Origin of the sequence: Methanofollis sp. W23, from assembly GCF_017875325.1 — an archaeon.
In the GTDB taxonomy this organism is placed as follows: Archaea; Halobacteriota; Methanomicrobia; order Methanomicrobiales; family Methanofollaceae; genus Methanofollis.
Genome location: NZ_JAGGMN010000001.1, coordinates 1,728,532 through 1,751,695 on the forward strand (window position 1 = coordinate 1,728,532; position 23,164 = coordinate 1,751,695).

Here is a 23,164-nt window from a genome sequence, read left to right on the forward strand (position 1 = left end):
ACCTCCTCGGGATCGAACGCAAGGCAGAGTGACCGGCACCCCGAGCGCCCCCTTCCCCTCCGTGCCCCGGTTTTATATCCCCCCACCCCCTCCGGGGATCCATGATCCCCGAATCGTTCCCCTGCGAACTCGTCGCCTGGGACCATGCCGTCCGCCTCTCCCGTGCCCTCGCGGCGGAGGTGAAGGCCGCGGACTACCGCCCCGACCTCGTGATCGCCATCGGCCGCGGCGGGTACGTCCCGGCCAGGATCGTCTGCGACCGTCTCCTCCTCGACACCCTGACCAGCATCAAGATCGAGCACTGGGGGACTGCGGCGAGAAAGAAAGAGAAAGCGGTGGTCCGCTACCCGCTCGCGACCGATGTCGGAGACCTCTCGGTGCTCATCGTCGACGACGTCACCGACACCGGCGAGACCCTCGAACATGCGGTCGCGTACGTGGAGAAAGAAGGGGCGCGGGAGGTGAGGACCGGCGTGCTCCAGCACAAGCGCACCTCTTCGTATGACCCGGACTATTATGCCGAGTACCTTGCCGGGTGGCGCTGGGTGGTCTATCCCTGGGCACTCCATGAAGACCTGGTGGGCTTCACCGAGAAGGTGCTCGCAGACGAGGGCCTGACCATGGCGGAGATCAGGGCGGCGCTCGCCCGCCGGTACGAGATCCATGCCAACGAGGACGAGGTCGCGGAGGCCCTGGCCGACCTCCTGGCGCTCGGAAAGGCCGTAGAGGAGGAGGGGGACCGCTACCGTCAAGGGCATGAGTGGGAAGGGGGGTGAGATGAGCGCCACCCGTACCAGGTCAGATACGCCTGTTCTGACCTCCGTTCTGTGATCGGCCGCACCGGTCCGGGGCCGATCAGGCCGTCTTTTGAAGAGCCGAAGGAATGGAACCTGTTTGCCGGATCCTCTTAAATACAGGCAGTAGAGCCGCCCGTCAGGGGCACATATTACTGCAAGTAATGGTTCCCCCCGGCCCCCTCTGCCGCACCGAACAGCGACCAGGAGAATCGCGTGGAAATCGGTGCAATTCATGTGGGGCCATACATCCACCAGCAACCCTTATCACCCCACAGCACCCCTAGACGCCACGACCACAGGGGGATGTGTCCATGTCAGACCAGAAGATCATCGGGATCGATCTCGGGACCTCGAACAGTCAGGCGGCAGTGATGATCGGCGGGAAACCGACGATCGTCCCGTCCGCGGAGGGGGCGACCTGGGCCGGGAAGATGTTCCCGTCGTACGTCGCCTTTACGAAAGAAGGACAGATGCTTGTCGGCGAACCGGCCCGGCGACAGGCGGTGACCAACCCGGAAGGGACGGTGATGGCGGCAAAGCGGAAGATGGGGACCGACCACCGCTACCACATCCATGGGACCGACTACACGCCCCAGCAGATCTCCGCCTTCCTTCTCAAAAAGATCAGGCGGGACGCCGAGGGCTTCCTGGGCGAACCGGTGACGAAGGCGGTGATCACCGTCCCCGCCTACTTCGACGACAACCAGCGCACGGCGACAAAGGACGCCGGGACCATCGCGGGGCTTGAGGTGGTGCGCCTCATCAACGAACCGACCGCCGCCTCGATGGCCTACGGCCTGGACAGGGAGGGCGAGCAGAAGATCCTGGTCTTCGACTTCGGCGGCGGCACCCTGGACGTCACGCTGATGGAGTTCGGGGAAGGAACCTTCCGGGTGCTCTCGACCGCAGGGGACACCCATCTTGGCGGCACCGACATGGACCAGGCGGTCATCGACTGGATCGCCGACGAGTTCAAGAAGCAGGAGGGGGTCGACCTGCGCAAAGACCGGATCGCCGTGCAGCGCCTGAGAGAGGCGGCCGAGCGGGCGAAGATCGAACTCTCGACCGTCCTGGAGACCGAGATCAACCTCCCCTACATCACCGGCGGGGCCGAGGGCCCAAAGCACCTGGTGATGAAACTGACCCGTGCAAAACTCGAGGGACTGGTCGGGCCCATCATCGAGCGGTGCGTCGCCCCCTTCGACCGGGCCCTCGCCGACGCAAACCTGACAAAGGACGAGATCGGGAAGGTGATCCTGGTCGGCGGCCCGACCAGGATGCCGGTCGTCAAACAGTTCGTCGAGGAGAAGACCGGCCGACCCTCCGAGCACGGCGTCGACCCGATGGAGTGCGTGGCCGTCGGGGCGGCGGTCCAGGGGGCGATCCTGGCCGGCGAGATCACCGACATGGTCCTCCTGGACGTCACCCCGCTCACCCTCGGGATCGAGACCCTCGGGCATGTGAGGACCGCCCTGATCCCGCGCAACACCACGGTCCCGACCAGGACGAGTCAGGTCTTCACCACCGCCGCCGACCTCCAGACCGCGGTGACCGTCAACGTCCTCCAGGGCGAACGCCCGATGGCGCAGGACGACACGAGCCTCGGGCAGTTCAACCTCGTCGGCATCCCGCCGGCGCCCAGGGGCATCCCGCAGATCGAGGTCACCTTCGACATCGACGCCTCAGGGATCCTCACGGTCTCAGCGCAGGACCGCGCCACCGGCAAAGAGCAGCAGATGACCGTCACCGCCTCGACCAAACTCCCTGAGGCCGAGGTCGAGCGGATGGTGAAGGAGGCCGAGGAGTACGAGGCCGAGGACCAGCGACGGCAGGAGGAGATCGAGGTGAGAAACGAGGCCGACGCCCTCGTCTACACTGCAGAAAAAACCCTCGCCGATCTTGGGGAGCGGATGGGTTCAGGGCCGAGGGAGAAGGTCGAGGCGGCCCTCGCCGACCTGAAGGCCGCCCTTGCCGGGGGTGAGACCGAAGACGTCAGGGCCGGCCTGGAAAGGCTTCGGACCGTCCTCCAGGAGGCCGGGAGCGTCCTCTACCAGGAAGCGGCCGCGGCACCCGGCCAGGGAGGAGGAACGGTCTACGACGCCGAGTACAGGATGAAAGACGCAAAGTAGGGGATACGACCCCCTCGCCCCTCCGATAGATTTACAGTCGCCAGCACCTATTTTTCATTACTCTGGTGACCGCAGTGGTGCAACCGACAAAACTCAGACGGGCAGGGCCCTCCCTCATCACCTATCTCTCGATCATCGGATTCTTCGCGATCTTCTCCACGACCATCTCGAAAAATCCCGTGCTCCCCCTCTTCTCCAGTGCTCTTGGTGCGGACGAGACGATGATCGGGCTCATCGCCTTCGTCTCCCCCGCGGCCGGGATCCTCTTCTCCTTCCCGGTCGGGGTGATGGCCGACCGCATCGGGCCGCGGCGGCTTCTGCTCGCCTCGGGAGCCGTCTTCCTCTCCGCCCCGCTCCTGTACCTCCTCGTCGTCGACCCCCTCTGGCTCATCCCGATCAGGTTCTTCCATGGCCTCGCGACCGCCATCCTCGGCCCGGTCGCCGCGATGATGATCTACGCCGCCTACCCTGATGCGAAGGGGGAGAAGAGCGGGATCTACTCCTCGGCCACCCTGGTCGGACGGACGATCGCCCCGCTCGTGGGCGGCATCCTCATCTCGGTCTTTGCGGCCTCGGCCGGGCTCCTGAACTATCAGGTCGTCTATGTCGCCGCCTTCCTTGCCTCGCTCCCGGTCGTCCTCCTCATCCTCGGGATCAAGGAAGAAGGGGCGTCCGACGGTGACAAAACCCGCGTCACCCTGAGAGAGTTCTGGGAACGCCTCGCAGGCTTCGGGAAAAACCGTCTCCTCCTCTCCACCGCCCTGGTGGAGATGGCGACCTACTTCGCCTTCGGGATCTTCGAGACCTGGCTTCCCCTCTACCTCACCGGCGCCGGGGTGCAGGAATACCTCATCGGCCTCCTCTTCGCCCTCCAGGTGCTGGCCATCGCCCTCTCCAAACCCTTCTTCGGGGCGCTCTCCGACCGCACCGGCCGGCGGGCGCAGATCGTGCTCGGCCTCCTCGCGATCGCCGGGTGCATCGCCGCCGTCCCCCTCACCGCCGCCGTGCCGGTGGTGATGGCGATCGGGATCCTCTTCGGCCTCGCCCTCTCCCTGGTCACCGTCTCGACCGGCGCCTATGTCGCCGACGTCGCCCGCACCCACGAACTCGGCGCCTCGGTCGGGGCGCTCAGTTCGATCATGGACATCGGCCATGCCTCAGGCCCGCTCATCGCCGGGATCGTCATCGGGAGCGTCGGGTATGCGGCCGGGTTCGCCGTCCCGGCGGCCCTCGCCCTGGCCGTCGTCGCCCTCTTCGTCCTGGTCGGGAGGCAACAGCGGAGGAAAGCGAATACCGTATAATTCAGTTCTGTAGAATCGAGCATGAACCTCGGGCTCACGCATACGTGACGAAAATTTCGGCTCTGTAGAAATCCTCTTGATGAATCTCTTCGACGGGGGCGTTGCCCCCTGACCCCCCCCGCCACACGATTATTGGTCGAGGACAGCAATCCCGTCTTTCAGGATCGTCTATTCAGCCTTCCCACCCCAATCTTCATCACGGGGATCTGGGGGCAGCGCCCTAGGCGAGAAGATGAGGGAAGGGAGGTGAGTCACGCTCACACCAAGAATGAGGGAGGGTTTCTACAAAGCTAAAATTTCATGTCACAGGGTTCCGGGGCGTGAGAGGATCTGTGGTCATTCTCTTTGTGACCAGGGACCGGCCAGGAATCCTGCATCGTGCCGCCCACTGCCTATCCTCTCTCCGAGGGGTCCGGGGGCAACGCCCTCCGGGGCGAGACGGGGGTAAAGAGTCTATACGCTGGGGGCAGCACGTCGGATCATCATGCCTTCCCATAGCCTCCCGCCGGGGGTTTCACCCCCGGACCCCCGGGAGGAAGATAGGAGCGGGAGGCACACCCTGGAATCTGAAGAGAGATTTGACGCCCACCAACGGAGAGAGCATCATCAGGAGAATTTCTACAGAACTGATTTTTCATGATACCTCCCCCTCAAGAGTTCTGCCTGGAGACATGCCGCCCCCCTCTTCCCACCCAGAAGAGGGGTCCAACAGAGCCCATAAATGGTATCAACCAGGAGCACGGAGTACTCCTTACTGAACGTGACCATGATCGTGATCGGTATTGATCCAGGGGTGGCGAGGACCGGGTATGGAATCCTCCAAAAAGAGGGCCGGTTCCCTGTACCACTGGACTACGGTTGTATCGAGACCAGTCCCGACTGCAGTCAGTCCGAGCGTCTGCTGGAGATCTACGAGCGGGTATCCGCCCTCTTCGAGGAGTACGACCCCACGTGGGTCGTCCTGGAAAAGCTCTTCTTCTCGAAAAACGTCACCACGGCCATGCGCGTGAGCGAGGCACGGGGCATCCTCCTCCTCGCCGCCGAACAGCACACGATCCCGATCGCCGAGTATACCCCCAACCAGATCAAACAGGCGGTCACCGGGTCGGGACGTGCCGAGAAACACCAGGTACAGGAGATGATGCGGCGGCTTCTCAGGCTGCAGGAAGTGCCGCGGCCAGACGACACCGCCGACGGTCTTGCCATCGCCCTCTGCCACATCAATATGGTCGGATAAGATGATCGCACACCTCTCTGGAGAACTGGCATCCACCGGCGACCGATGGGTGGTGATCGATGTCGGCGGCGTGGGCTACCGGGTGCAGGTGACCGGCCCCGCTCTGGCACGTCTCAAGGGGGCAGAGGGCCGCGTCATGCTCCACACGCACATGGCGGTCCGTGACGACGACATCCAGCTCTTCGGGTTCCTGCATCCGGGCGAACTCGAACTCTTCACAGTCCTGATCGGGGTCCGCGGGATCGGCCCGCAGATCGCCATGAACATCCTCTCCCAGGTCTCGTTCGAGGAGTTCGCCCTTGCCATCGTCAATGACGACGAGAAGGTGCTCACCCGGATCCCCGGGATCGGGCCCAAGAGTGCGAAACGGCTCATCCTTGAGTTGAAGGAGAAGATGAAGAAACGCGTGGAGACTCTTTCTCTCGAAAAACATTCATCTGAAGCCCGAGACGCAGTAAGCGCCCTTGTCTCGCTCGGGTTCTCACCGCACGAAGCCGAAGAGGCAGTCGACACCGCCCTGGAGGCCGTGCCCGACCAGACGGTGCAGGCCCTGATCCGTGCGGCCTTGACACACCTGCGGGAGAGGGGGTCGGCATGAACGAACGCCTCCCTTCACCTGGCACGCTTCCCGGCGAGACCGACGAGGCCGGGATCAGACCAGGGTCCCTGGACGAGTTCGTGGGCCAGGCGCAGATCAAAGAGACCCTTGCCATCGCCATCGAGGCGGCAAAAAAACGGGGAGAATCTCTTGACCACATCCTCTTCTCAGGACCGCCCGGGCTTGGCAAGACGACCCTTGCCGGGATCGTGGCGCGGGAGATGGGCGTCGGGATCAGGAGCACCTCGGGGCCGGTGCTGGACCGTCCCGGCGACCTTGCCGCCCAGCTGACGGCGCTCTCCCGCGGCGACGTGCTTTTCATCGACGAGATCCATCGCCTCAACCCGGTGGTCGAGGAGATCCTGTACCCCGCGATGGAGGACAATTGCATCGACGTGATGATCGGCGAGGGGCCAGGAGCGCGTTCGGTGCCCCTCCCCCTTGAGGAGTTCACGCTCATCGGGGCGACGACGAAGGTGGGGTTGCTGGGCTCTCCGCTCAGGGACCGGTTCGGCCTGGTCTTCCGCCTCAACCTCTACGAGGTGGCCGACCTGGAGGGCATCGTGCAGCGGAGCGCCGCCATCATGCAGACCCCGGTCACCAGGGACGGGGCGCGTGAGATCGCAACGCGGAGTCGGGGGACACCAAGGATCGCAAACCGTCTGCTCAGGAGGGTGCGGGACTTTGCCATGGTCAGGGGCGACGGGACCATCGACGGCAAGACCGCAGACCTTGCACTGACGATGCTCGGCATCGACCGCCTTGGCCTCGACGACCTGGACCGGCGGATCCTCTCGGTGATCACAGATGATTTCGGCGGCGGACCGGTGGGGGCCAGGACGATCGCCATCTCGATCGGCGAAGAAGTGCGGACAGTCGAGGAGGTCTACGAACCCTACCTGATCCAGATCGGGTTTCTCAAGCGGACCCCGCAGGGCCGGGAGACGACCGAGGCCGCACGGCGGCATATCAGGTCGGCCTGAATACCCCGGGCTGAAAGAGCCATCAATCAAAAAGAATTTTACAGAACTGAAATTTTCGGCCTTGTAGAGAGCCTCTGGACGGTTCTCTCTGGTGGGGGACTGGCCGCCGCCCTGGCTCCCGCCACACGATTGAGGTGAGGACGATAGAAGGCGTGATTATCAGGCGTGCCGCCCCTCAATCGCAGGATTTCCTCCGTGGTCTCGCACCGGGGGGCGAGTGTCCCCTTTCAAACCCCCGCTGACGAAGATGAGCGGAGTCGGCGATGATGAAATGTTCACACCGCTTGTCATGGAGCGAGAAGAAGGACCAGAGATCCTTCCATACCCCTGCGAATCTGTGATGAAAAATCTTCATCTCACATGCGTGAGCCCAAGACTCATCCCAGACTCCGCAGAACCAAAAAAAATTATTTCTTGCCATCGATCCGGATCACGTGCCAGCCAAACTGGGTCTGCACCGGACCGACGACCTCGCCTGCCTTCCCGGCAAAGGCGGCCTTCTCGAAAGGCGCGACCATCTGCCCCTTCCCGAACCATCCGAGTTTGCCCCCGTCCCGCCCTGACGGGCAGATGGAATGCTTGCGTGCCAGGGCCTCGAAGTCCTCGCCCGACTTGATCCGCTCAATCAGTTCCTGTGCCTCGGGCATGCTCCCGACCAGGATATGGGATGCGTTGCACTGTACCATACAGAGAGGTGAGACGCCAGGGGATATGAATGCGTACGTCAACGAAGGGCAGGTTCAGGACACATCCGCCCCTCCCCTGACAAGCGCATGGGTGTCCCGGCCGGTGTCACCGCTCCCGACTCCTGGATAGCGACCGGCACGATGCTTCTCTACAGCCTCTCTGACGGCCTCTGCAAGTTCATTGAAAAAGACCGGACCTTTCCCGCCTTTCTGGACCACGCACCACGCCCCGGCACCGAGGGCGGCGGCATGGACCTTTTTGCGCCGGTCACCGGTCATCAGGATACACGGGATGTCATACCCGTCCTCTCGCATCGTCCTGATGAACTGGACCCCGTTCATGCCTGGCATATCATAGTCCGAGATACAGACGTCGAAATATTCGGTCTCAAGGGCGTATAACGCCTCTTTCGCGGAGGTCTCCCGGGAAACGACGAAAATGCCGGTATTTTCAAGGAATATCCTGATCACCCCAAGCAACCAGGGATCGTCGTCCACCACAAGTACGCGGACCTCAGCAGGGGGGTATGGGGGCATGATGTGGTAATAATATATACAATTATTAAAATATTTCGCATTTAACTGCCTGCTTGAAAGAACATATCTCGTCGCCCAGGCGTTCCAGAGAAATTTCTCATCTTCCCTGGTGGGAGAGCCCTGTGAAAGAGAAATTCGATAAAATATACACTATATTCATATCTCATCTCTTCTCAAGAGGCCAATTCTATTTCCCTCGCGGTCAATCCCCCCAGACCACCTGAGACCCCTGGTATTGGTGTGAAAATCTTCGAAGTCAAGGAATTGTTTATTCCTGATGAAGATCAGAAAGTAGGTATGAACACAAAGGCCCTTGCGGGAGCCGTCCTCCTGGTCCTTGCCGCCTGCCTGATCGGTGCAGGATGCACCTCGGCAGACCAGAAAGAGACTCCCCAGACAACACCTGTGCCTGAGACGACGACGAACGAGACCCCGGCCCCGACGCCGACCGAGAACGAGACCATCGGAATGCCAAACCCTGCCGCGGTCTGGTGCGAGGAGAGGGGCTATGGGTATGAGATCAGAACGGACGCCGACGGAAACGAGCACGGTGTCTGCATCTTCGAGAACGGCACTGAGATGGACGCATGGGAGGTCTACCGCGCCGCCATGACCACGCCCGACTTTGTCTTCAACGAGACCGCGGACAACACCTCTGTCGAGGTGGCGGCCGGGAGCATCGTGCAGGTCGACCTGAGGGAGAACCCGACGACCGGATACGAGTGGAACGCCACCCTCTCTGACGGGCTGAACCTCATCAACGACACCTACACCACCGACCCTCACCCCGAGGGCATGGTCGGTGTCGGCGGCACCCGCACCTGGCTCCTTGAGGCCACCTGCGAAGGGGACCAGACCTTCTCTGCGATCTACACGCGCCCGTGGGAGAACACGACCGGGACCGAGGAGAACTTCACCCTCGCGCTCACCGTCGTCCCCACCGCCTGAAGCGCCTCAAGACCACCGTCCCCTTTTTTTCGCGTCTGATTGATATAGGAGGAGAGGCATGCCTCCCCCAGGAGAGAGATCATGAAGGTCACTGCGTTTGTCGGGAGCCCGCGGCCTGGCGGGAACACCGAGGTGCTGGTCAGGGAGGCCCTCCAGGGTGCGGAGGACGCCGGGGCCGAGACGACCCTGGTCTACCTCAATGATGCCGCCTTCCTTGACTGCCAGGGGTGCGGCTTCTGCAATGAGAGCGGGGAGTGCAAACTCGAGGACGACATGGCCGGGCTGTACCCGATGATCGAGGAGGCCGACGGGATCATCCTGGGCTCGCCGGTCTACTTCGGGATGGTGAGCGGGATCACCAAGAGTTTCATCGACCGGTGGTACGCCTTCATGGGCCCCGGGTTCTCCCCCAGGCTCAGCCCAGGCAAGAAGGCGGCGATCATCCTTGCGCAGGGCGACCCGAACCCCGACGTCTACGGCCCCATGGCCACCCATCTCGCGGTCACCCTGGAGTTCTTCGGGATCGAGGTGGCGGCGCCCCTCGTCGGGGCAGGACTCATCGACCTCGGCGACGCCGCAAAGGACAGGGGACTCATGCAGCGGGCCTATGAACTGGGGAGGAATCTTGTCTCAGGATGAACTCGAATCCTGGCTCTGTAGAATGGGCATGAACCTCTGGCTCACGCATATGGGGTGAACATTTCTCGTTGCTTGATCGCTCTTTTTCAAGAGAGGAGAATCGGCGGGGATCGTGTTCCATGGCCGCTCCCTTATCCTCGTCGTGGGGGTCCGGAGGCAGAGCCCCCGGCGCGAGATGGCAGGAAAGATTTGAGGATTTGGGGCGGCCGATCCATCAGAAGAATTTTCTATCCTCTGTGTATTGGCTTCAACGGGATATGGAGAGTTCACACTCTCATGCAAACCTGAAGAGAGGATCGTCAGATCATTTTCATGGTAACCCCCCACCTATTGTGTGGGAAGGCGTGATGATCCGACGTGCCGCCCTCATCGCAGGATCTTCACTGATGTCTCGCACCGGGAGGGGCGGCAATGAGGCGCCCCCCGTGGTGTCCTGCGCTCAAGGGGGAACACAGGTCCACACCCCCCCGAGACCCACGATCATGTGCAATCGCGTATGCGCGAACCAGGGGTTCATGCATGATTCTACAGAGCCCGATGACAATCCCTCTTCATGTTCATCAGCTCCGCCTTCCCGACCTCATCCTCTTCCTGGAGGGCAGGGCGGCACGCACCCCTGACAAGAGACTATGGGAGGGCGAGTGAGTCACAACGTCCCCAAGAGTTTGATGATGCCACTTCCCGGGGGTGATTCGTGGAGGACTGCTATCCTGTGATCAGAGGGGAATACATTTCTCAATCGATCTGCCTGCCTTCTTTGACCAATATTTGTAGTGATGAGGATTTTCAGAGGCTGAAAGCACCGAGGAAAGGGAGAAGACAAATCCTCGCACACGACCTCAGGCAGGGGACTCTTCCCTTTCACACCTGGTCAGGTAGGACTCCGCCTCAGAGAGGAACCGCTCGGTGCCGGTATAAAACTCGCGGCCAAGCAGGAAGATCCTGGCGGCGTCCCCGACCGCAGAGTGCGGGCGGATGGACGGGAGGTAGCGGTCAGGCACTGCATATGAGAAACGGTTCGACCGTATTCCCCCTTTCTCCGCTTCGAACCCGATGATGCAGGCCGAACGGTCAAGGGAGAGGAAGTCTTTCATCTGGAGGGCCGTCTTGATATCGCGCTGGAGGTCGGTGCAGCGGTATGGTGCAAGGTCGAACCCCGCCATCTCAAAGGCCCTGCATTCCATATTCTTCGCGAAGAACGAGAATCTCTCCACCTCCTTTTTCTGGCAGAGCCGTTCCATGAATTCCCTGAGGTCGTGGAAGGACGCCGCCACAGTCTCCCGCGCCGCCCGCCATTCTTTGCGGTCGAGGCGGTGACGCGGGTTGTATGCGCGGGCAGAGTGTGTCTTCCCCCGGTTCACCACATGGGTCGCCACCCCGGTCTTCCGGCCGAGGGCGTCGGTCGTGTTCAGCCAGACCTCGACCTCGATGTCGTATCTTGAACTCCACCCGGCAAACTCCGCCCGGTCGGTCATGGGATCATAGATGACCGCCCCGACCTCGATGGGCATGACCAGACCGCGGTGCGTCCCGTAGATATGCCCGAACTCCATATCGACGCAGGCGACCCGACCAATCTTCTGGTTCATCTAATCGACGGGTTCGAAGGCACTCTTGGGGGCGTTGCACCTGGGACAGACCCAGTTCTCAGGCAGGTCCTCGAAGGAGGTGTTCGGGGCGATGCCCTGGGTATAGTCCCCGCTTTTGGGGTTATAGAGATAGCCGCACTTCGTGCACTTATACATCCGCATACTTCCCCCAATGGCGATACCATCATATATGCCTTATGCGGGTCGGTCCAGGCGCCGGTACCACAGATGCATCGACTCGCACCGCCCGCAGATCTGGGTGTTGTTGACGAGGGTACCGCCATACCGATACCCGGCCCCTGCAAAGAGGCGAGTGACCGGGGGCCACGCCGCCCGTGCGAGAGTATAGGCGACGATCATCCCGGCCTGTCGCATCTCGGCCTCCATCAGGTGCAGAAGGTGCACCGAGAGCCCTGCCCCGCGGCAGGACGGACTGACCGCAAAGTCGGTCATCTCCACGTTTTTTCCTGCCAGGTCCATCTCGGCCGAGGAGGCCCCGACCACCTGCCCCTCGTGCTCGACAACGAAGAACCTGACCGAATCTCTCATCGCCGACCTGAGGTATGCGGGGTCGTCGATCGGGAAGGGGTAGGTCGCAAAGGTCTCTTCATAGAGGGCGGCCAGGGCAGACGCGTCCTCTTCACCCGCCTCCCTCATCTGAAAACTCTCCGGGAGGGGGCGGTCGGGATGGCCGGGCCCGGTGCCGGAGAGCACCGGGGCCGCCACATCGCTCCTGGCCCGTTCCGGGTCGAGAAAATACCCGAGAAAATATCCATCTTCCACACCACCAAAGAGCCCTGGCACCCGCCCCTCCACCTGGTACCCGGCCCTGAGAAACGCCTCCAGGGCGCCCCCCCGGACACGGCAGAAGACCCTGGTGTAGCCGTGTTCTCGTGCAAGGTCCAGGAGTCGGCCAGGCATCATCGCACGGTCGGTAGGGTCGAGACTGAGCAGGTAGACCCGGTTGTTGGCCTGACCATGCTGGACCCGCGATCCGCCGATGGTCACCACCGCATCAGGCATCAATGCGCCGCTCCATCCGCTCGGTGTGCTCAGGGACCAGCGTCGAGGTCTCGTCGAGGTCGGAGAGGATCTTGGCGATCCCGACCGGCCCCGGTTCTTCGGCACTCTCTTCCTTAAGCTGGAGGGTACACTCCACGCAGTTCCCGTCGCAGTAGACCGGGCGGTAGTCCTTTGGTTCCTGGTAGGTGGTGATCACCCCCTCGTAGTTGCGCAGCACCACCTTGTTGTCGGCCCAGGAGAGGACGTACGTCGGCATCAGCGGGATCTTGCCCCCGCCCCCTGGTGCGTCGACCACATAGGTGGGAACCGCAAACCCGCTCGTGTGCCCGACCAGGTTCTCGATGATCTCGATCCCCTTCGCGACCGAGGTCCTGAAATGCGAGAGTCCCTCAGAGAGGTCGCACTGGTAGAGATAATACGGGCGGACCCGGTTCCGGACCAATTTGTGCGCAAGGGTCCGCTGGAGCCTGGGGCAGTCGTTGACATTGGCGAGAAGGACAGTCTGGTTGCCGAGGGGGATGCCAGCGTCGGCAAGTCTGCCGAGCGCCGCCTCTGAAGAAGGGGTGAACTCCTTGGGGTGGTTGAAGTGGGTGTTGATCCAGAGGGGGTGGTGGCGGGCAAGCATCTGGGCGAGGGCGGGGGTGACCCGGTACGGGAGGACGACCGGCACGCGGGTGCCGATCCGCACCACCTCCACGTGTTCGATGGCGTCGAGTTCGGTGAGGACCCAGTCGAGGGTCTCGTCAGGGAGCATGAGGGGGTCGCCGCCAGAGAGGAGGACGTCGCGCACCTCGGAGTGCTCCCTGATATAGGCAAGCCCGGCCTCGATCTCCTTCCTGGCCGGGACCGAGTCGATGTCGCCGACCTTCCGTTTTCTCGTGCAGTGTCGGCAGTACATCGCACAGATATTCGAGACCAGGAAGAGCACCCGGTCGGGATAGCGGTGGGTGATGCAGGGCGCCGTCATGTCGACGTCCTCGGCCAGGGGGTCTGCGAGGTCGTAGTCTTCCACCTCGAGTTCCCTGACCGAGGGAAAACACTGCATGAAAACGGGATCGTTTCTGAAGTCCTCGGGGTCGATGAGAGAGAGATAATAGGGGGTGACGCAGAGTGGGAACCGCTCGACGGTCCGCTCCAGTTCAGATCGTTCCTCGGGCGGGAAGGTGATCCCGAGAGCTCGTTCAAAGGTCTTGATCTCCCGGACCGAGTGACTGACCTGCCAGCGCCAGTCTTTCCACCTGGCAACGGCCGTATCGGCATCGATCCGCATGGCGATCTCATGTGCTGTCGTCGTGTCGGCGGTCATGTATGCGCTCCGTCCCCGAGCTATATTCCATATAATAGATATAATGTCGGGCATATTTTTTTATAGAATGGTTTTTTGAAAACTACCTCTCCCGTGAATCCCTCCACGGTGACCGGCCCCCCGGCCTCACGCGGAGGGATTTATCGGGATCCGCCGCACACCTGTAGGGCGCAGATGTATTACCACCTCATCCTCACCGACGCCTGCAACCTCTGCTGCTCATACTGCCGGGCCAAGGACTTCGAGGAGTGCGACCCCTTCGGGGAGGGGGTGACCTTCGACGAGGACGTCCCGCCTGAACTCTCCTTCGACCTCGGCGACCTCTACCAGTTCCTCGCAGAAGACCCCGACGCAGTCCTCACCTTCTATGGCGGCGAACCGCTGATGCGCCTCGACCTGGTCAGAGAGGTGATGGACCACGCCCCGGTCGAGGGGTTCATGCTCCAGACCAATGCCATGCGCCTCGACCGGCTGGAACCAGAGTATAGAAACCAGTTCTCGACAGTCCTCGTCTCCATCGACGGACCCGAAGCCCTCACCGACGCCCACCGCGGGGACGGGGTCTACCGGCGGGTGATGGAGAACGTCCATGCCCTCCTCGACGGGGGGTATTCCGGCGAACTCATCGCCAGGATGACGATCACGGAGGAGACCGATATCGAGGAGGCGGTCCTCGCCCTCTCAGAGAACCCCGACCATTCGTTCTCGTCCATCCACTGGCAGATCGATGCCAACTTCTGGGGCGACTACTCGACGCGTGACTTCGGGCGCTGGGCGGCGGAGTCGTACAATCCGGGCATCCGCCGTCTGGCCACCCGCTGGGTGGAGAGGATGAGGGAAGAGGGGACAGTCCCGAAATGGTACCCCTTCCTTGGCGTGACCGAGGACCTCCTCCTGGGCCAGGAGAGCCGCCTGCGATGCGGATGCGGGTATGCGAACTACACTGTCATGACCGACGGGACGATCATCCCGTGTCCCTGCATGGTCGGGATGAAGGAATGGTACCTCGGGCATGTGGCGGAGACCAGACCGCAGGACCTGCCCGCGGTTCCGGTCGGCGGGGCCTGTACCACCTGCGACCTTGCCGGGTTCTGCGGGGGGCGGTGCCTGTACTCCAACGTCCTCAACCCCTGGCCTGCGGAGGGACGGCGCCTGGTCTGCGGGACGGTCCGAAACCTCCGTGACGCCGTCGTCGCGGTCCTTCCCGAGATCAGGGAATTGATCCAGGACGAGGTCGTGACCCTCGACGACTTCTCGTTCGAGCGCTACAATGGGTGCGAGATCATCCCGTGACCGATTCGGAAGGGTGAAGGGGAGGTGGTGAAGTGCTCTGTTCCTGTCACTACTCTGGCCATGAGAAGAGGAATCGGAATCGAGAGTTTCAACTGAGTCCATGGTCTGGAAGATCCCGACGGATTTTTTCGAAGGGATGGAAACCCCTAGCGGAAGAAGTTTTCCGGCCCTCCCTGATCGAAGCCTTCAGGTACTCAGGAAGAGAGATATTCTTTGATGCGACCGACCCCCCTCGACGACTACCTTGAGGCGTTCACCGCTGCCGACGGGACGCCGACCGTCCGCGACGAGGTGACCTGCGGCGGGATGACTGTCCCGCGGTACGCCAACGAGTTCTGGACGGCGCGCCAGAGGCAGGCGTCGTCGATCCATGAGGTCTCGTACAGGGCGTGCTTCAAGCCCCAGCTCCCGCGGTTTTTCATCGCCCGATTTACCGGGCCAGGAGACCTTGTCTACGATCCATTCAGCGGGCGGGGGACGACGGCGGTGGAGGCCGCACTTCTCGGCCGGCGTGTCGCCGCCAATGACGCAAACCCACTCTCCGAGATCCTGGCGCGGCCTCGTCTCTCCCCGCCAGACCTCGACGAGGTGGAGGCGCGCCTCGAAGAGGTCCCGCGGGGGGTGGGGTTGTGCGCCGGGACCGACCTCTCGATGTTCTATCATCCAGGGACCGAGGGGGAACTGGTCGCCCTCAGTGCGTACCTCACCGGCAGGGGCGAGGCGGAGGACGCCGTCGACCGCTGGATCAGGATGGTGGCGACCACCAGGCTCACCGGGCACTCACGCGGGTTCTTCTCGGTCTACACTCTCCCGCCCAACCAGGCGGTCTCGCCTGAGAGCCAGCGGCGGATCAACAGAAAACGCGGTCAGGTGCCTGAGTACCGCGACACCCACGCCCTCATCCTCAGGAAGTCCAGGCGGCTCCTCGGGCGGTTGAACGAGGACGACCTTGCGGCCCTCCGCCGCGCCGGGGAGGACGCCCTCTTCCTCACCGGCGACGCCGCCTCGACGCCCGCCATCCCTTCAGGTTCAGTCGCCCTCACCGTCACCTCGCCCCCGTTCCTCGACATCGTCCAGTACGCCAGGGACAACTGGCTCAGGTGCTGGTTCAACGGCCTGGACGCAGAGGCGATCGACGAGGGGATCACCACGGCGAGGAGCGTCGAGGGGTGGGAGGAGACGATGGGCCTGGTCTTTGCCGAACTTTTCAGAGTGACCAGGCCCGGAGGATGGGTCGCCTTCGAGGTCGGCGAGGTGCGCAACGGCCGCGTCGCCCTTGACGAGCACGTCGTCCCGCTCGGGGCAAGGGCCGGGTTCCTGCCCGAGGGGGTGATGGTCAACACCCAGGCCTTCACCAAGACCTCGAATATCTGGGGGATCAGGAACAACCGGGGCGGGACGAACACGAACCGGATCGTCCTCTTCAGAAAACCTGAGCGCTGTTGAAGATTTTTTTCGGGGTGGGAGTACCCGGGGGGGCGGTTGAGTGGTGGCCCCACCAGGTGTCCGGTTCAAAGAGTAGAGCATGGATCCGTGCATACTCCACAAGCCCAAAGTAATTTTCATCCAGTATGCCTGAGACGTGCTCTCGACTCATGCCGAATTTGACACAACCTAAAAATCTGCTCTGATCTGGAGAATGGTGGCGGCCGTGAATCCTTCCGCGATGACCTCGAAGCCCGCACCGAAATAAACAGGGAAGACTCCGAAAAAATTCGCAGATATCGATCCAGATATATATCGCCACCCCCATGATCCCCCATGGACCGCTGGATCCTCCTGCCCCTCCTCGGGGCCTTTCTGATCATCCTCGCCTCCGGGTTTGTGCTCGTCCTCCCCGACGACGGGAAAGAGATCGACGAGAGCGGGTTGCAGACCTTCGCCTCTGACGACGAGGTGATCAAGTTCCTCAAAGCCCATGCCTCGCGCGACACGACCCACACCACAGGCCCCGGACCTGAAATCTCGACCGACGCCCCGCTCGCCCCCGCCACCGCACCCCTGATCGAATCAGACGGGGCGGTCGACTACTCCTCGACAAACGTCCAGGTCGCCGGGGTGGACGAGGCCGACATCGTCAAAAATGATGGACAATATCTTTACCTCCTCAGGGACGGCGAGGTGGTGATCGTCCGTGCCGTCCCGGCAGATGAGGCGGCCGTCGTCGGACGGGCCGCCGTGGACGGGAGGCCGCAGGCACTCTTCCTGGAAGGCGACCGTCTCGTCGTCTTCACCGAGGAGGTCCAGGACGACCTTGTCACCCCGGAGGGGAGCGTCGCCCCGGTCCCGGTGCACAGGACCGTGACCTCGGCCCAGATCTGGTCGGTGCAGGACCGGGCGGCCCCTCGCCTCATCGAGAACATCACCATCACCGGCAATTATGAGGAGGCGCGGCTCATCGACGGCGAGGTCTGGCTCATGACCGTGGAATACCCGGAGCCCCCGGACTATCCCCTGCCCGAAGCCGGCGGCGTCCGCCCGCCCATCTACACCCCGCCGGTGCCCCAGCAGTATTACGCCTTCCACACCCTCGCCTCCTTCCCGGTTGCGGGCGGGGACGAGGCCTCGGCAGTCTCCTTCCTCCTCGGCGAAGGAGGGACGATGTACGTCTCAGAAAAAAATCTCTATCTCGCCTACCCTGACCACCCGATAGGCGAGTCGGTCATCCACCGCTTCGCCCTCACACAAAGGGGCGCCGCCTATGTGGCAACCGGCATGGTCAACGGCACGGTGAAGGACCAGTTCTCCATGGACGAGGCCGGCGACACCCTGAGGGTGGCGACGACGGCCTTCCAGAACAACAGCACGAGCGGGGTCTACCTCCTCGACGACCAGATGGAAGTGCAGGGCGCCCTCGAGGGGATCGCCCCGGGCGAGCGGATCTATGCGTCCCGTTTCATGGGTGACCGCCTCTACCTCGTCACCTTCAAACAGATCGACCCCCTCTTTGTCATCGATCTCTCAGGACCAACGCCCGTCGTCCTCGGTGCCCTGAAGATCCCTGGCTACTCCGAGTACCTCCACCCCTGCGGCGACCACTGCCTCATCGGCGTCGGCCGGGAGACCTCGGTGAACGAGTGGGGCGGCACCGTCACCGGCGGCCTGAAGGTCGCCCTCTTCGAGGTCGGCAATGTCTCGGCCCCGGCCGTCATCGACACGGCGATCATCGGCACCAGGACGACACAGTCCCCGGCCCTTGACGACCATAAGGCCTTCTTCTTCGACGAGAAGCGCGGCGTCCTCGTCCTCCCGGTGTACGACCACGGACAGAATTATTATCCCGTCTCTTCCTCTCCCTGGAACGGGGCATATGTCTTTACGCTCTCTGAGGAGGAGGGTATCGACCATACCGGCACCATCACTCATGAATCCTCCTGGGACGGGAGGGTGAAGAGGACGGTGCGCTTCGACGAGACTCTGGCCACCGTCTCCGACCTCTCCATCGTCCTGACCTCTCTTCCCGACTGCACCCGCACCGGGGCGGTTGTCATCGGCGAGTCGCCGGCGGCACCCCCGGTGCAGACCGGCGGGATGCCCCTACCCCCCGAGATCAGTGCCTGACGCCCCCATGCTCAGGTCACCGAGACGCGTGCAAAACGCCAGCGGGCAAGGAGAAAGGTGAGGGCGGCAAAGACGAGGAGGACACACAATGAGAAGACGACATCCACGGCCGTCGTCACATAGCGGACACCGAGGGCGCTGAAGTCAGGCCCGATGGCAAAGTACCTGAGCCCGGTGATGAGATGGGTCAGGGGGTTTGCCGCTGCCAGGGCCCTGAGGGCGTCGGGCAGGGTGGCCGTCGGGTACAGGGCGTTCGAGGCAAAGAAGATCGGGAGGGTGAGGAGGGTGATCACCGCCTGCAGTCCTTCGGGGGTCTCCATCGTGACCGCGATCGCCGAGGAGAGGAAGAGGAACCCGAGGGCGAAGACGCCGACGAAGACGAGCATCCCCGCGACGGCCGCCACCGTCTCCACCGCCCCGAAACCCGCGAAAAACTCGACGCCGAGGAGGAGCCCGAACCCGGTGATGACGATCGCCTGGAGGTAGGACTTGGTGACACCCGAGAGGGCGATGCCGACGATGATGCTGCCGCGGGGGAGAGGACTTGCAACGATCTCCCTCAAGAGCCCCCAGTTCTTGTCGAAGAGGAAGATGATCCCGCCGTACAGGCTCGTGAACAGAGTGGTCAGGGCGATCACCCCGGCGCACATGAAGGTGAGGTAGCCGACCGTCACCATGCCGGGTACGACGGCGGCGGCCGGGGCGAACCGGTCGAAGGAACTTGCCATCCCGATCCCGAAGAAGGCGAGCCAGAGGGCGGGCTGGAGGAGCGAGGCGACCAGGACCGACTTGAAGCGGACGAACCGCAGAAGGTCGCGCCAGGTGATGGTGAGAAAGCGGAGATCCATCGCTACGTCTCCCCGACGAGCGCCCGCCCGGTGAAGTGGACGAAGACGTCGTCCATCGAGGGCTTCTTCATGTTCACCGCCGTGACCCTGATCCCGGCCCTGGCCATCGCCGCCATGACGTCGGGGAGGAGGCGGGTGCCGTCCTCTGCCGTCATGAGGAGCACGCCTTTCGGCTTCTCCCGCACCTCCTTCACCGCGGGCATCGCCGCGAGCACCGCCGCCGCTTCCGTCTTCTCCGCGGTCTCCAGGTAGATGAGGTCCTGGCCGAGGGCGTTTTTCAACTCGACGGGCCGGCCCTGCAGGACGATCCGCCCGCCGTCGACGAGGCTGATCCGGTCGGAGAGGTGGTCGGCCTCGTCCATGTAATGGGTGGTCAGGAAGATCGTCGTCCCGGCCCGGTTCACTTCACGGATCGCCTCCCAGATCCGCCGGCGCGTCCTGGGGTCAAGGCCGATGGTCGGTTCGTCCAGGAAGAGCACCTTCGGGCGGGTCAGGAGGCCGCGGGCGATCTCGAGCCGGCGTTTCATCCCGCCGGAGAGATGGCGGGTGAGCACATCTCTCTTCTCGGTCAGGTCGACGAGGGCGAGGAGGTCGTCGATACGTCTCCTCCTCTCCTCTTTCTCCATGCCGTACAGGCGGCCGTGGAACTCCAGGGTCTCGCCGACGGTCATGTCGCGGTCGAGGGTGACCTCCTGGAAGACGATCCCGATCGCCTCCCGCACCCGGTCGGGGTCGGCCGCCACGTCGAACCCCGCCACCATGGCCCGCCCGGTCTGGAGGGGGAGGAGGGTGGTGAGCACGTTGATCACCGTGCTCTTCCCGGCGCCGTTCGGCCCGAGAAAAGAGAAGATCTCCCCTTCCTCGACGGTGAAACCGATCCCCTGCACCGCCTTCACCGTCCCGAAGGTGTGTTCGAGTCCCTCCACCTCGATGACCCCCGCCATCGTCCCTCATTCCCGGCCTCATCCCTCTTGAAGGTAGCGGGGCGGCAGGTCTGGCCTGAGGTCTGCGACCTCAAGAGAGACCGGCACCCCTGGCGAGGGCGGCGGGGCCAGGAGCACGACCCCGTCCTCGCCGGCCGCCTCGACGACCCCCACGGTGAGGACCCATCCCGCGGCATCACAGAGGGCGGCGACGGTCCCGGCCGGGTCTTCTGAGATCGCACCCCTGACCGGGAGGTCGGCCTGGAGGGAGAGCCTGACCGCCCCTTCCATATATGCCGCAAACCGTGCTCTCCGGTAGCGCCGCCGCTCGCCCCGTGAACGTTCACGTGCATGGGGGGAGGGCCTGACCCGGTGAAACCGTGGCCCCCGCCGGCCCCTGAAGGGGCCGAGGATAGGTTCGAGTTCACGGCCGCGCGGGAGGGCGACGATATGGTCGGGCCTGAGGGCCGCCACCGAACGGCGCTGGAAGGCGACCCCGCCCCTCCCCGCCACATACCCGCAGGAGTCGACGACCACCGTCTCTGCACCTGCCGCATATGCCGCCGCACACAGGACCCTGAGGGCCTCGAAGGTCTCTTCCAGGGCCCGTGTCGGCGTGAGCACCCCGGTGAAACGGAGGCGGACCTCGCCGCCTGGCAGGGCGATCCCGAGCGTCCCGGGCGGCCCGAGGACCGCCTGTCCGGCGTCGGCGTCCAGGTAGGCCGTCTGCTCGCCGAGACGCTCAATGAGATACGTGGCCAGGGTGCTCTTCCCGGTGTCGGTGGCCCCGAGCAGATAGACTGTGCCGGCCGCCCCCTTCCTGGTGAGGGCCTCTGCCAGTGTCTCCCATGCCGGTACCTCGGTCGCCATCCCCACCAGGTTCAGCGCGCACGCACCTTCAAATATTCGCTCCCCAAGAGGGAGGAGCGACCGAGGAGGAGAGAAAAGATGACACTGATGGACTGCTGTCAGGTGCCGGTGGTGACGGTCCCGCCCGAGACCCCGGTCTATGATGTCGCCAGGATCATGGCCGAACAGAATGTGGGGAGCGTCGTCGTCGTGGAAGAGAAAAAGCCGGTCGGGATCCTCACCGACCGCGACATCACCGTCCGGGTCACCGCCGAGGCCCTGGACCCGGCGCAGGTCCCGGTCAGGGCCGTGATGAGCGGGAACCTCATGGTCCTCCCGGCCTCCGCAGGGCTCTACGAGGCGTTGGGGAAGGCCAGGGACCGGAATATCAGGCGCGTCCCGGTGGTGGACGGCCAGGGTGCGCTCACCGGGATCATCACGGTCGACGACATCATCGCCCTGCTCGCCGAGGAGATGGGCCGGATCGCAACGGTGATCAAGGCGGGACGGCCAAAGATCTGATCCTTTTTTTTCCCGGAAGACCGGAACTATCGTCTCTGTAGAAATCATCTTGGTGGTCCTCTTCGACGGGGGGCTGGCCGCCCCCCGAACCCCCCGCGCGAAGATAGGCGGAGGACGGCATCCTGTCTTTCAGAATCTTTTATTCAGCCTTTCCGGCCTTATCGCCATCCCAGGGGTCCGGGGGCAGAGCCCCCGGCGTGAGCACGGGGGAAGGCGGCCGAATCATACTCGAACCAGGAAAAGGTGAGATTTTCTACAATGCCGAACTATCGCCTCTTCACCAAGGTATTTTTTCCATGTCGCCCTATGATAACCACAAATGAAAACCTGGAGGATCATGTGACATCAGCTGATATCATCCAGACCATGCTCGCCCCCGGACTTATGATCTCGGCCTGCGGTCTTCTTCTTCTCGGCATGAGCAACAAATATTCCGTGGTGCTCAGTCGTATTCGCGTCCTTGACAATGAGAAACGAGATCACCTCCACGACGACCTGGCCCGCCAGACCCACGACGACCCGCGCCTCTCGTGCGTGCTCGAACAACTCTCTGAACTCCAGACGCGCGCGCAGTTCGAGAGGGACGCCATCGTCTGCTACTCGGCGGCGGTGGCGTTTTTTGTCCTCACCTCGATCTTCATCGGTTTCTCGGTGCTCGGGGGGATCGAGATCCTCGGCGCCCTCACCATCGCCTCGTTCCTGGTCGGGATGCTCCTCGTCCTCGCCGGCGTTCTCTTCGCCGGGTGGGAGGCGGTCAAGGGCTACCGGATCATCTGTCTTGACATGCAGAATGAGTGAGAGTTTTCGTCGCTTCATCGCCGCCCCCACCTCTCTTCGTCGTGGAGGGTCAGGGGGGGCACGCCTGATCGACGTGCCTTCCCACATGTTTGTGCCGGGGGCGCTGCCCCCGGACCCCCGGGATGAAGAGAGGGCGGGAAGGCAGAGAACCTGATGTTCAGAAGGTGTCTCTTTCCTCTGTGTATCAGTTTTGAGGATTATCAGTGCGTTCGAATTCTCATCCATAAATCCAGAATAGAACGACTGGATCATTTTCATGTAAATCCTCGCCTATTCTTGGTGTGAGCATGACTCATCCGCCTTCCACCATATTCGGCCGTGGGCGCTGCCCTCTGACCCCCTGGATGAAGATGGGATCGGGAAAGCAGAATGGACGAGTATGACGAGGGGGGTGCCATCCCCACCTCAATCCTGACGCAGAGGGAGCCCGGGGGGCGGCACGCCCCCCGCCAGAGAGTATCATCGAGAGAACTTCTGCATAGCCCGACTCCCGGCATTGTAGAACCCTTCATCATTTCTCCTCGTGCGAATGTGACCGGTCCGCCTTTCCACATCGACCACCCCTCTCCAGGTCACCTTTCTTCCTGAACCATCATT

The 23,164-nt window shown here is 63.0% G+C and carries 22 protein-coding genes; 13 read left to right on the forward strand and 9 right to left on the reverse strand.

Going from position 1 to position 23,164, the window contains the following annotated elements:
• Window positions 1–101 precede the first annotated feature (101 nt).
• From J2129_RS07405 to ruvB, 6 genes are all read left to right on the forward strand, one after another.
• A complete protein-coding gene (locus J2129_RS07405) occupies window positions 102–776 on the forward strand; it encodes a phosphoribosyltransferase (protein WP_209630256.1) in 675 nt (224 codons plus the stop codon).
• Between the two features lie 332 nt (window positions 777–1,108).
• The gene (gene dnaK / locus J2129_RS07410; RefSeq protein WP_209630257.1) at window positions 1,109–2,926 is read left to right on the forward strand and encodes a molecular chaperone DnaK; all 1,818 of its coding nucleotides are present in this window, start codon (window positions 1,109–1,111) and stop codon (window positions 2,924–2,926) included.
• A 74-nt stretch (window positions 2,927–3,000) separates the two neighbouring features.
• Window positions 3,001–4,227, forward strand: coding sequence for an MFS transporter (locus J2129_RS07415; RefSeq protein WP_348632309.1), 1,227 nt, complete (start codon window positions 3,001–3,003; stop codon window positions 4,225–4,227).
• A gap of 721 nt (window positions 4,228–4,948) precedes the next feature.
• Window positions 4,949–5,464 carry a crossover junction endodeoxyribonuclease RuvC gene (ruvC, locus tag J2129_RS07420; RefSeq protein WP_348632310.1) on the forward strand — a complete coding sequence of 172 codons (516 nt, stop codon included), beginning with the start codon at window positions 4,949–4,951 and terminating at the stop codon, window positions 5,462–5,464.
• Window position 5,465: 1 nt separating this feature from the next.
• Window positions 5,466–6,062: a Holliday junction branch migration protein RuvA gene (gene ruvA / locus J2129_RS07425; RefSeq protein WP_209630258.1), complete on the forward strand. Its 597-nt coding sequence runs from the start codon at window positions 5,466–5,468 to the stop codon at window positions 6,060–6,062.
• A complete protein-coding gene (gene ruvB / locus J2129_RS07430; protein ID WP_209630259.1) occupies window positions 6,059–7,045 on the forward strand; it encodes a Holliday junction branch migration DNA helicase RuvB in 987 nt (328 codons plus the stop codon). Before ruvA ends, ruvB begins: the two co-directional genes overlap by 4 nt.
• A gap of 407 nt (window positions 7,046–7,452) precedes the next feature.
• On the opposite strand, the gene J2129_RS07435 is transcribed toward ruvB, so the two are convergent.
• Window positions 7,453–7,731, reverse strand: a complete 279-nt coding sequence (locus J2129_RS07435) for a peptidylprolyl isomerase (RefSeq protein WP_209630260.1) — start codon at window positions 7,729–7,731, stop codon at window positions 7,453–7,455.
• A 54-nt stretch (window positions 7,732–7,785) separates the two neighbouring features.
• On the reverse strand, window positions 7,786–8,268 hold the full coding sequence (locus J2129_RS07440) for a response regulator (protein ID WP_209630261.1): 483 nt from the start codon (window positions 8,266–8,268) through the stop codon (window positions 7,786–7,788).
• Between the two features lie 297 nt (window positions 8,269–8,565).
• On the opposite strand from J2129_RS07440, the gene J2129_RS07445 reads away from it, so the two are divergent.
• Both J2129_RS07445 and J2129_RS07450 read left to right on the forward strand, forming a co-directional pair.
• Entirely contained in the window at window positions 8,566–9,216 is a 651-nt protein-coding gene (locus J2129_RS07445) for a protease inhibitor I42 family protein (protein WP_209630262.1), read from the forward strand.
• 81 nt (window positions 9,217–9,297) lie between these two features.
• Window positions 9,298–9,855, forward strand: a complete 558-nt coding sequence (locus J2129_RS07450) for a flavodoxin family protein (protein ID WP_209630263.1) — start codon at window positions 9,298–9,300, stop codon at window positions 9,853–9,855.
• Between the two features lie 839 nt (window positions 9,856–10,694).
• On the opposite strand, the gene J2129_RS07455 is transcribed toward J2129_RS07450, so the two are convergent.
• From J2129_RS07455 to ablA, 4 genes are read right to left on the reverse strand one after another with little or no spacing between them, the layout of a single operon-like run.
• Window positions 10,695–11,444, reverse strand: coding sequence for a hypothetical protein (locus J2129_RS07455; protein WP_209630264.1), 750 nt, complete (start codon window positions 11,442–11,444; stop codon window positions 10,695–10,697).
• Window positions 11,445–11,606 carry a rubredoxin gene (locus J2129_RS07460; protein ID WP_209630265.1) on the reverse strand — a complete coding sequence of 54 codons (162 nt, stop codon included), beginning with the start codon at window positions 11,604–11,606 and terminating at the stop codon, window positions 11,445–11,447. It lies immediately after the preceding gene.
• Window positions 11,607–11,639: 33 nt separating this feature from the next.
• Entirely contained in the window at window positions 11,640–12,467 is an 828-nt protein-coding gene (gene ablB, locus J2129_RS07465) for a putative beta-lysine N-acetyltransferase (RefSeq protein WP_209630266.1), read from the reverse strand.
• Window positions 12,460–13,773 (reverse strand): lysine 2,3-aminomutase, encoded by a 1,314-nt coding sequence (ablA, locus tag J2129_RS07470; protein WP_209630267.1) that lies wholly within the window; start codon window positions 13,771–13,773, stop codon window positions 12,460–12,462. The genes ablB and ablA overlap by 8 nt, the downstream gene beginning before the upstream one ends.
• Before the next feature lie 174 nt (window positions 13,774–13,947).
• Between ablA and J2129_RS07475 the strand changes: the two genes are divergently transcribed.
• The 3 genes from J2129_RS07475 (at window position 13,948) to J2129_RS07485 (ending at window position 18,627) form a co-directional block, all read left to right on the forward strand.
• Complete coding sequence (locus tag J2129_RS07475; RefSeq protein WP_209630268.1) at window positions 13,948–15,066, forward strand: TIGR04084 family radical SAM/SPASM domain-containing protein; 1,119 nt, start codon at window positions 13,948–13,950, stop codon at window positions 15,064–15,066.
• A 216-nt stretch (window positions 15,067–15,282) separates the two neighbouring features.
• Window positions 15,283–16,512: a DNA methyltransferase gene (locus tag J2129_RS07480; protein WP_209630269.1), complete on the forward strand. Its 1,230-nt coding sequence runs from the start codon at window positions 15,283–15,285 to the stop codon at window positions 16,510–16,512.
• 315 nt (window positions 16,513–16,827) lie between these two features.
• Window positions 16,828–18,627, forward strand: a complete 1,800-nt coding sequence (locus J2129_RS07485) for a beta-propeller domain-containing protein (protein ID WP_209630270.1) — start codon at window positions 16,828–16,830, stop codon at window positions 18,625–18,627.
• Window positions 18,628–18,638: 11 nt separating this feature from the next.
• Here J2129_RS07485 and J2129_RS07490 read toward each other — a convergent pair whose 3' ends face one another.
• From J2129_RS07490 to J2129_RS07500, 3 genes are read right to left on the reverse strand one after another with little or no spacing between them, the layout of a single operon-like run.
• Window positions 18,639–19,475, reverse strand: coding sequence for an ABC transporter permease (locus J2129_RS07490; RefSeq protein WP_209630271.1), 837 nt, complete (start codon window positions 19,473–19,475; stop codon window positions 18,639–18,641).
• 2 nt (window positions 19,476–19,477) lie between these two features.
• Window positions 19,478–20,419: an ATP-binding cassette domain-containing protein gene (locus J2129_RS07495; protein WP_209630272.1), complete on the reverse strand. Its 942-nt coding sequence runs from the start codon at window positions 20,417–20,419 to the stop codon at window positions 19,478–19,480.
• An 18-nt stretch (window positions 20,420–20,437) separates the two neighbouring features.
• Entirely contained in the window at window positions 20,438–21,268 is an 831-nt protein-coding gene (locus J2129_RS07500) for a Clp1/GlmU family protein (protein ID WP_209630273.1), read from the reverse strand.
• A 78-nt stretch (window positions 21,269–21,346) separates the two neighbouring features.
• On the opposite strand from J2129_RS07500, the gene J2129_RS07505 reads away from it, so the two are divergent.
• Together J2129_RS07505 and J2129_RS07510 are read left to right on the forward strand one after the other, a co-directional pair.
• The gene (locus J2129_RS07505; protein WP_209630274.1) at window positions 21,347–21,769 is read left to right on the forward strand and encodes a CBS domain-containing protein; all 423 of its coding nucleotides are present in this window, start codon (window positions 21,347–21,349) and stop codon (window positions 21,767–21,769) included.
• Between the two features lie 339 nt (window positions 21,770–22,108).
• Window positions 22,109–22,567, forward strand: coding sequence for a DUF2721 domain-containing protein (locus tag J2129_RS07510; protein WP_209630275.1), 459 nt, complete (start codon window positions 22,109–22,111; stop codon window positions 22,565–22,567).
• The last annotated feature ends 597 nt before the right edge of the window (window positions 22,568–23,164 follow it).

Coding starts and splice junctions, on each gene's coding strand:
- J2129_RS07460 (WP_209630265.1), bottom strand. CDS start 11,606: ATGCGGATGTATAAGTGCACGAAGTGCGGCTATCTCTATAACCCCAAA.
- J2129_RS07445 (WP_209630262.1), top strand. CDS start 8,566: ATGAACACAAAGGCCCTTGCGGGAGCCGTCCTCCTGGTCCTTGCCGCC.
- J2129_RS07490 (WP_209630271.1), bottom strand. CDS start 19,475: ATGGATCTCCGCTTTCTCACCATCACCTGGCGCGACCTTCTGCGGTTC.
- J2129_RS07455 (WP_209630264.1), bottom strand. CDS start 11,444: ATGAACCAGAAGATTGGTCGGGTCGCCTGCGTCGATATGGAGTTCGGG.
- ruvB (WP_209630259.1), top strand. CDS start 6,059: ATGAACGAACGCCTCCCTTCACCTGGCACGCTTCCCGGCGAGACCGAC.
- ablA (WP_209630267.1), bottom strand. CDS start 13,773: ATGACCGCCGACACGACGACAGCACATGAGATCGCCATGCGGATCGAT.
- J2129_RS07440 (WP_209630261.1), bottom strand. CDS start 8,268: ATGCCCCCATACCCCCCTGCTGAGGTCCGCGTACTTGTGGTGGACGAC.
- J2129_RS07475 (WP_209630268.1), top strand. CDS start 13,948: ATGTATTACCACCTCATCCTCACCGACGCCTGCAACCTCTGCTGCTCA.
- J2129_RS07495 (WP_209630272.1), bottom strand. CDS start 20,419: ATGGCGGGGGTCATCGAGGTGGAGGGACTCGAACACACCTTCGGGACG.
- ruvC (WP_348632310.1), top strand. CDS start 4,949: ATGGTATCAACCAGGAGCACGGAGTACTCCTTACTGAACGTGACCATG.
- J2129_RS07505 (WP_209630274.1), top strand. CDS start 21,347: ATGACACTGATGGACTGCTGTCAGGTGCCGGTGGTGACGGTCCCGCCC.
- dnaK (WP_209630257.1), top strand. CDS start 1,109: ATGTCAGACCAGAAGATCATCGGGATCGATCTCGGGACCTCGAACAGT.
- J2129_RS07500 (WP_209630273.1), bottom strand. CDS start 21,268: ATGGCGACCGAGGTACCGGCATGGGAGACACTGGCAGAGGCCCTCACC.
- ruvA (WP_209630258.1), top strand. CDS start 5,466: ATGATCGCACACCTCTCTGGAGAACTGGCATCCACCGGCGACCGATGG.
- J2129_RS07435 (WP_209630260.1), bottom strand. CDS start 7,731: ATGGTACAGTGCAACGCATCCCATATCCTGGTCGGGAGCATGCCCGAG.
- J2129_RS07485 (WP_209630270.1), top strand. CDS start 16,828: ATGGACCGCTGGATCCTCCTGCCCCTCCTCGGGGCCTTTCTGATCATC.
- J2129_RS07480 (WP_209630269.1), top strand. CDS start 15,283: ATGCGACCGACCCCCCTCGACGACTACCTTGAGGCGTTCACCGCTGCC.
- J2129_RS07405 (WP_209630256.1), top strand. CDS start 102: ATGATCCCCGAATCGTTCCCCTGCGAACTCGTCGCCTGGGACCATGCC.
- ablB (WP_209630266.1), bottom strand. CDS start 12,467: ATGCCTGATGCGGTGGTGACCATCGGCGGATCGCGGGTCCAGCATGGT.
- J2129_RS07450 (WP_209630263.1), top strand. CDS start 9,298: ATGAAGGTCACTGCGTTTGTCGGGAGCCCGCGGCCTGGCGGGAACACC.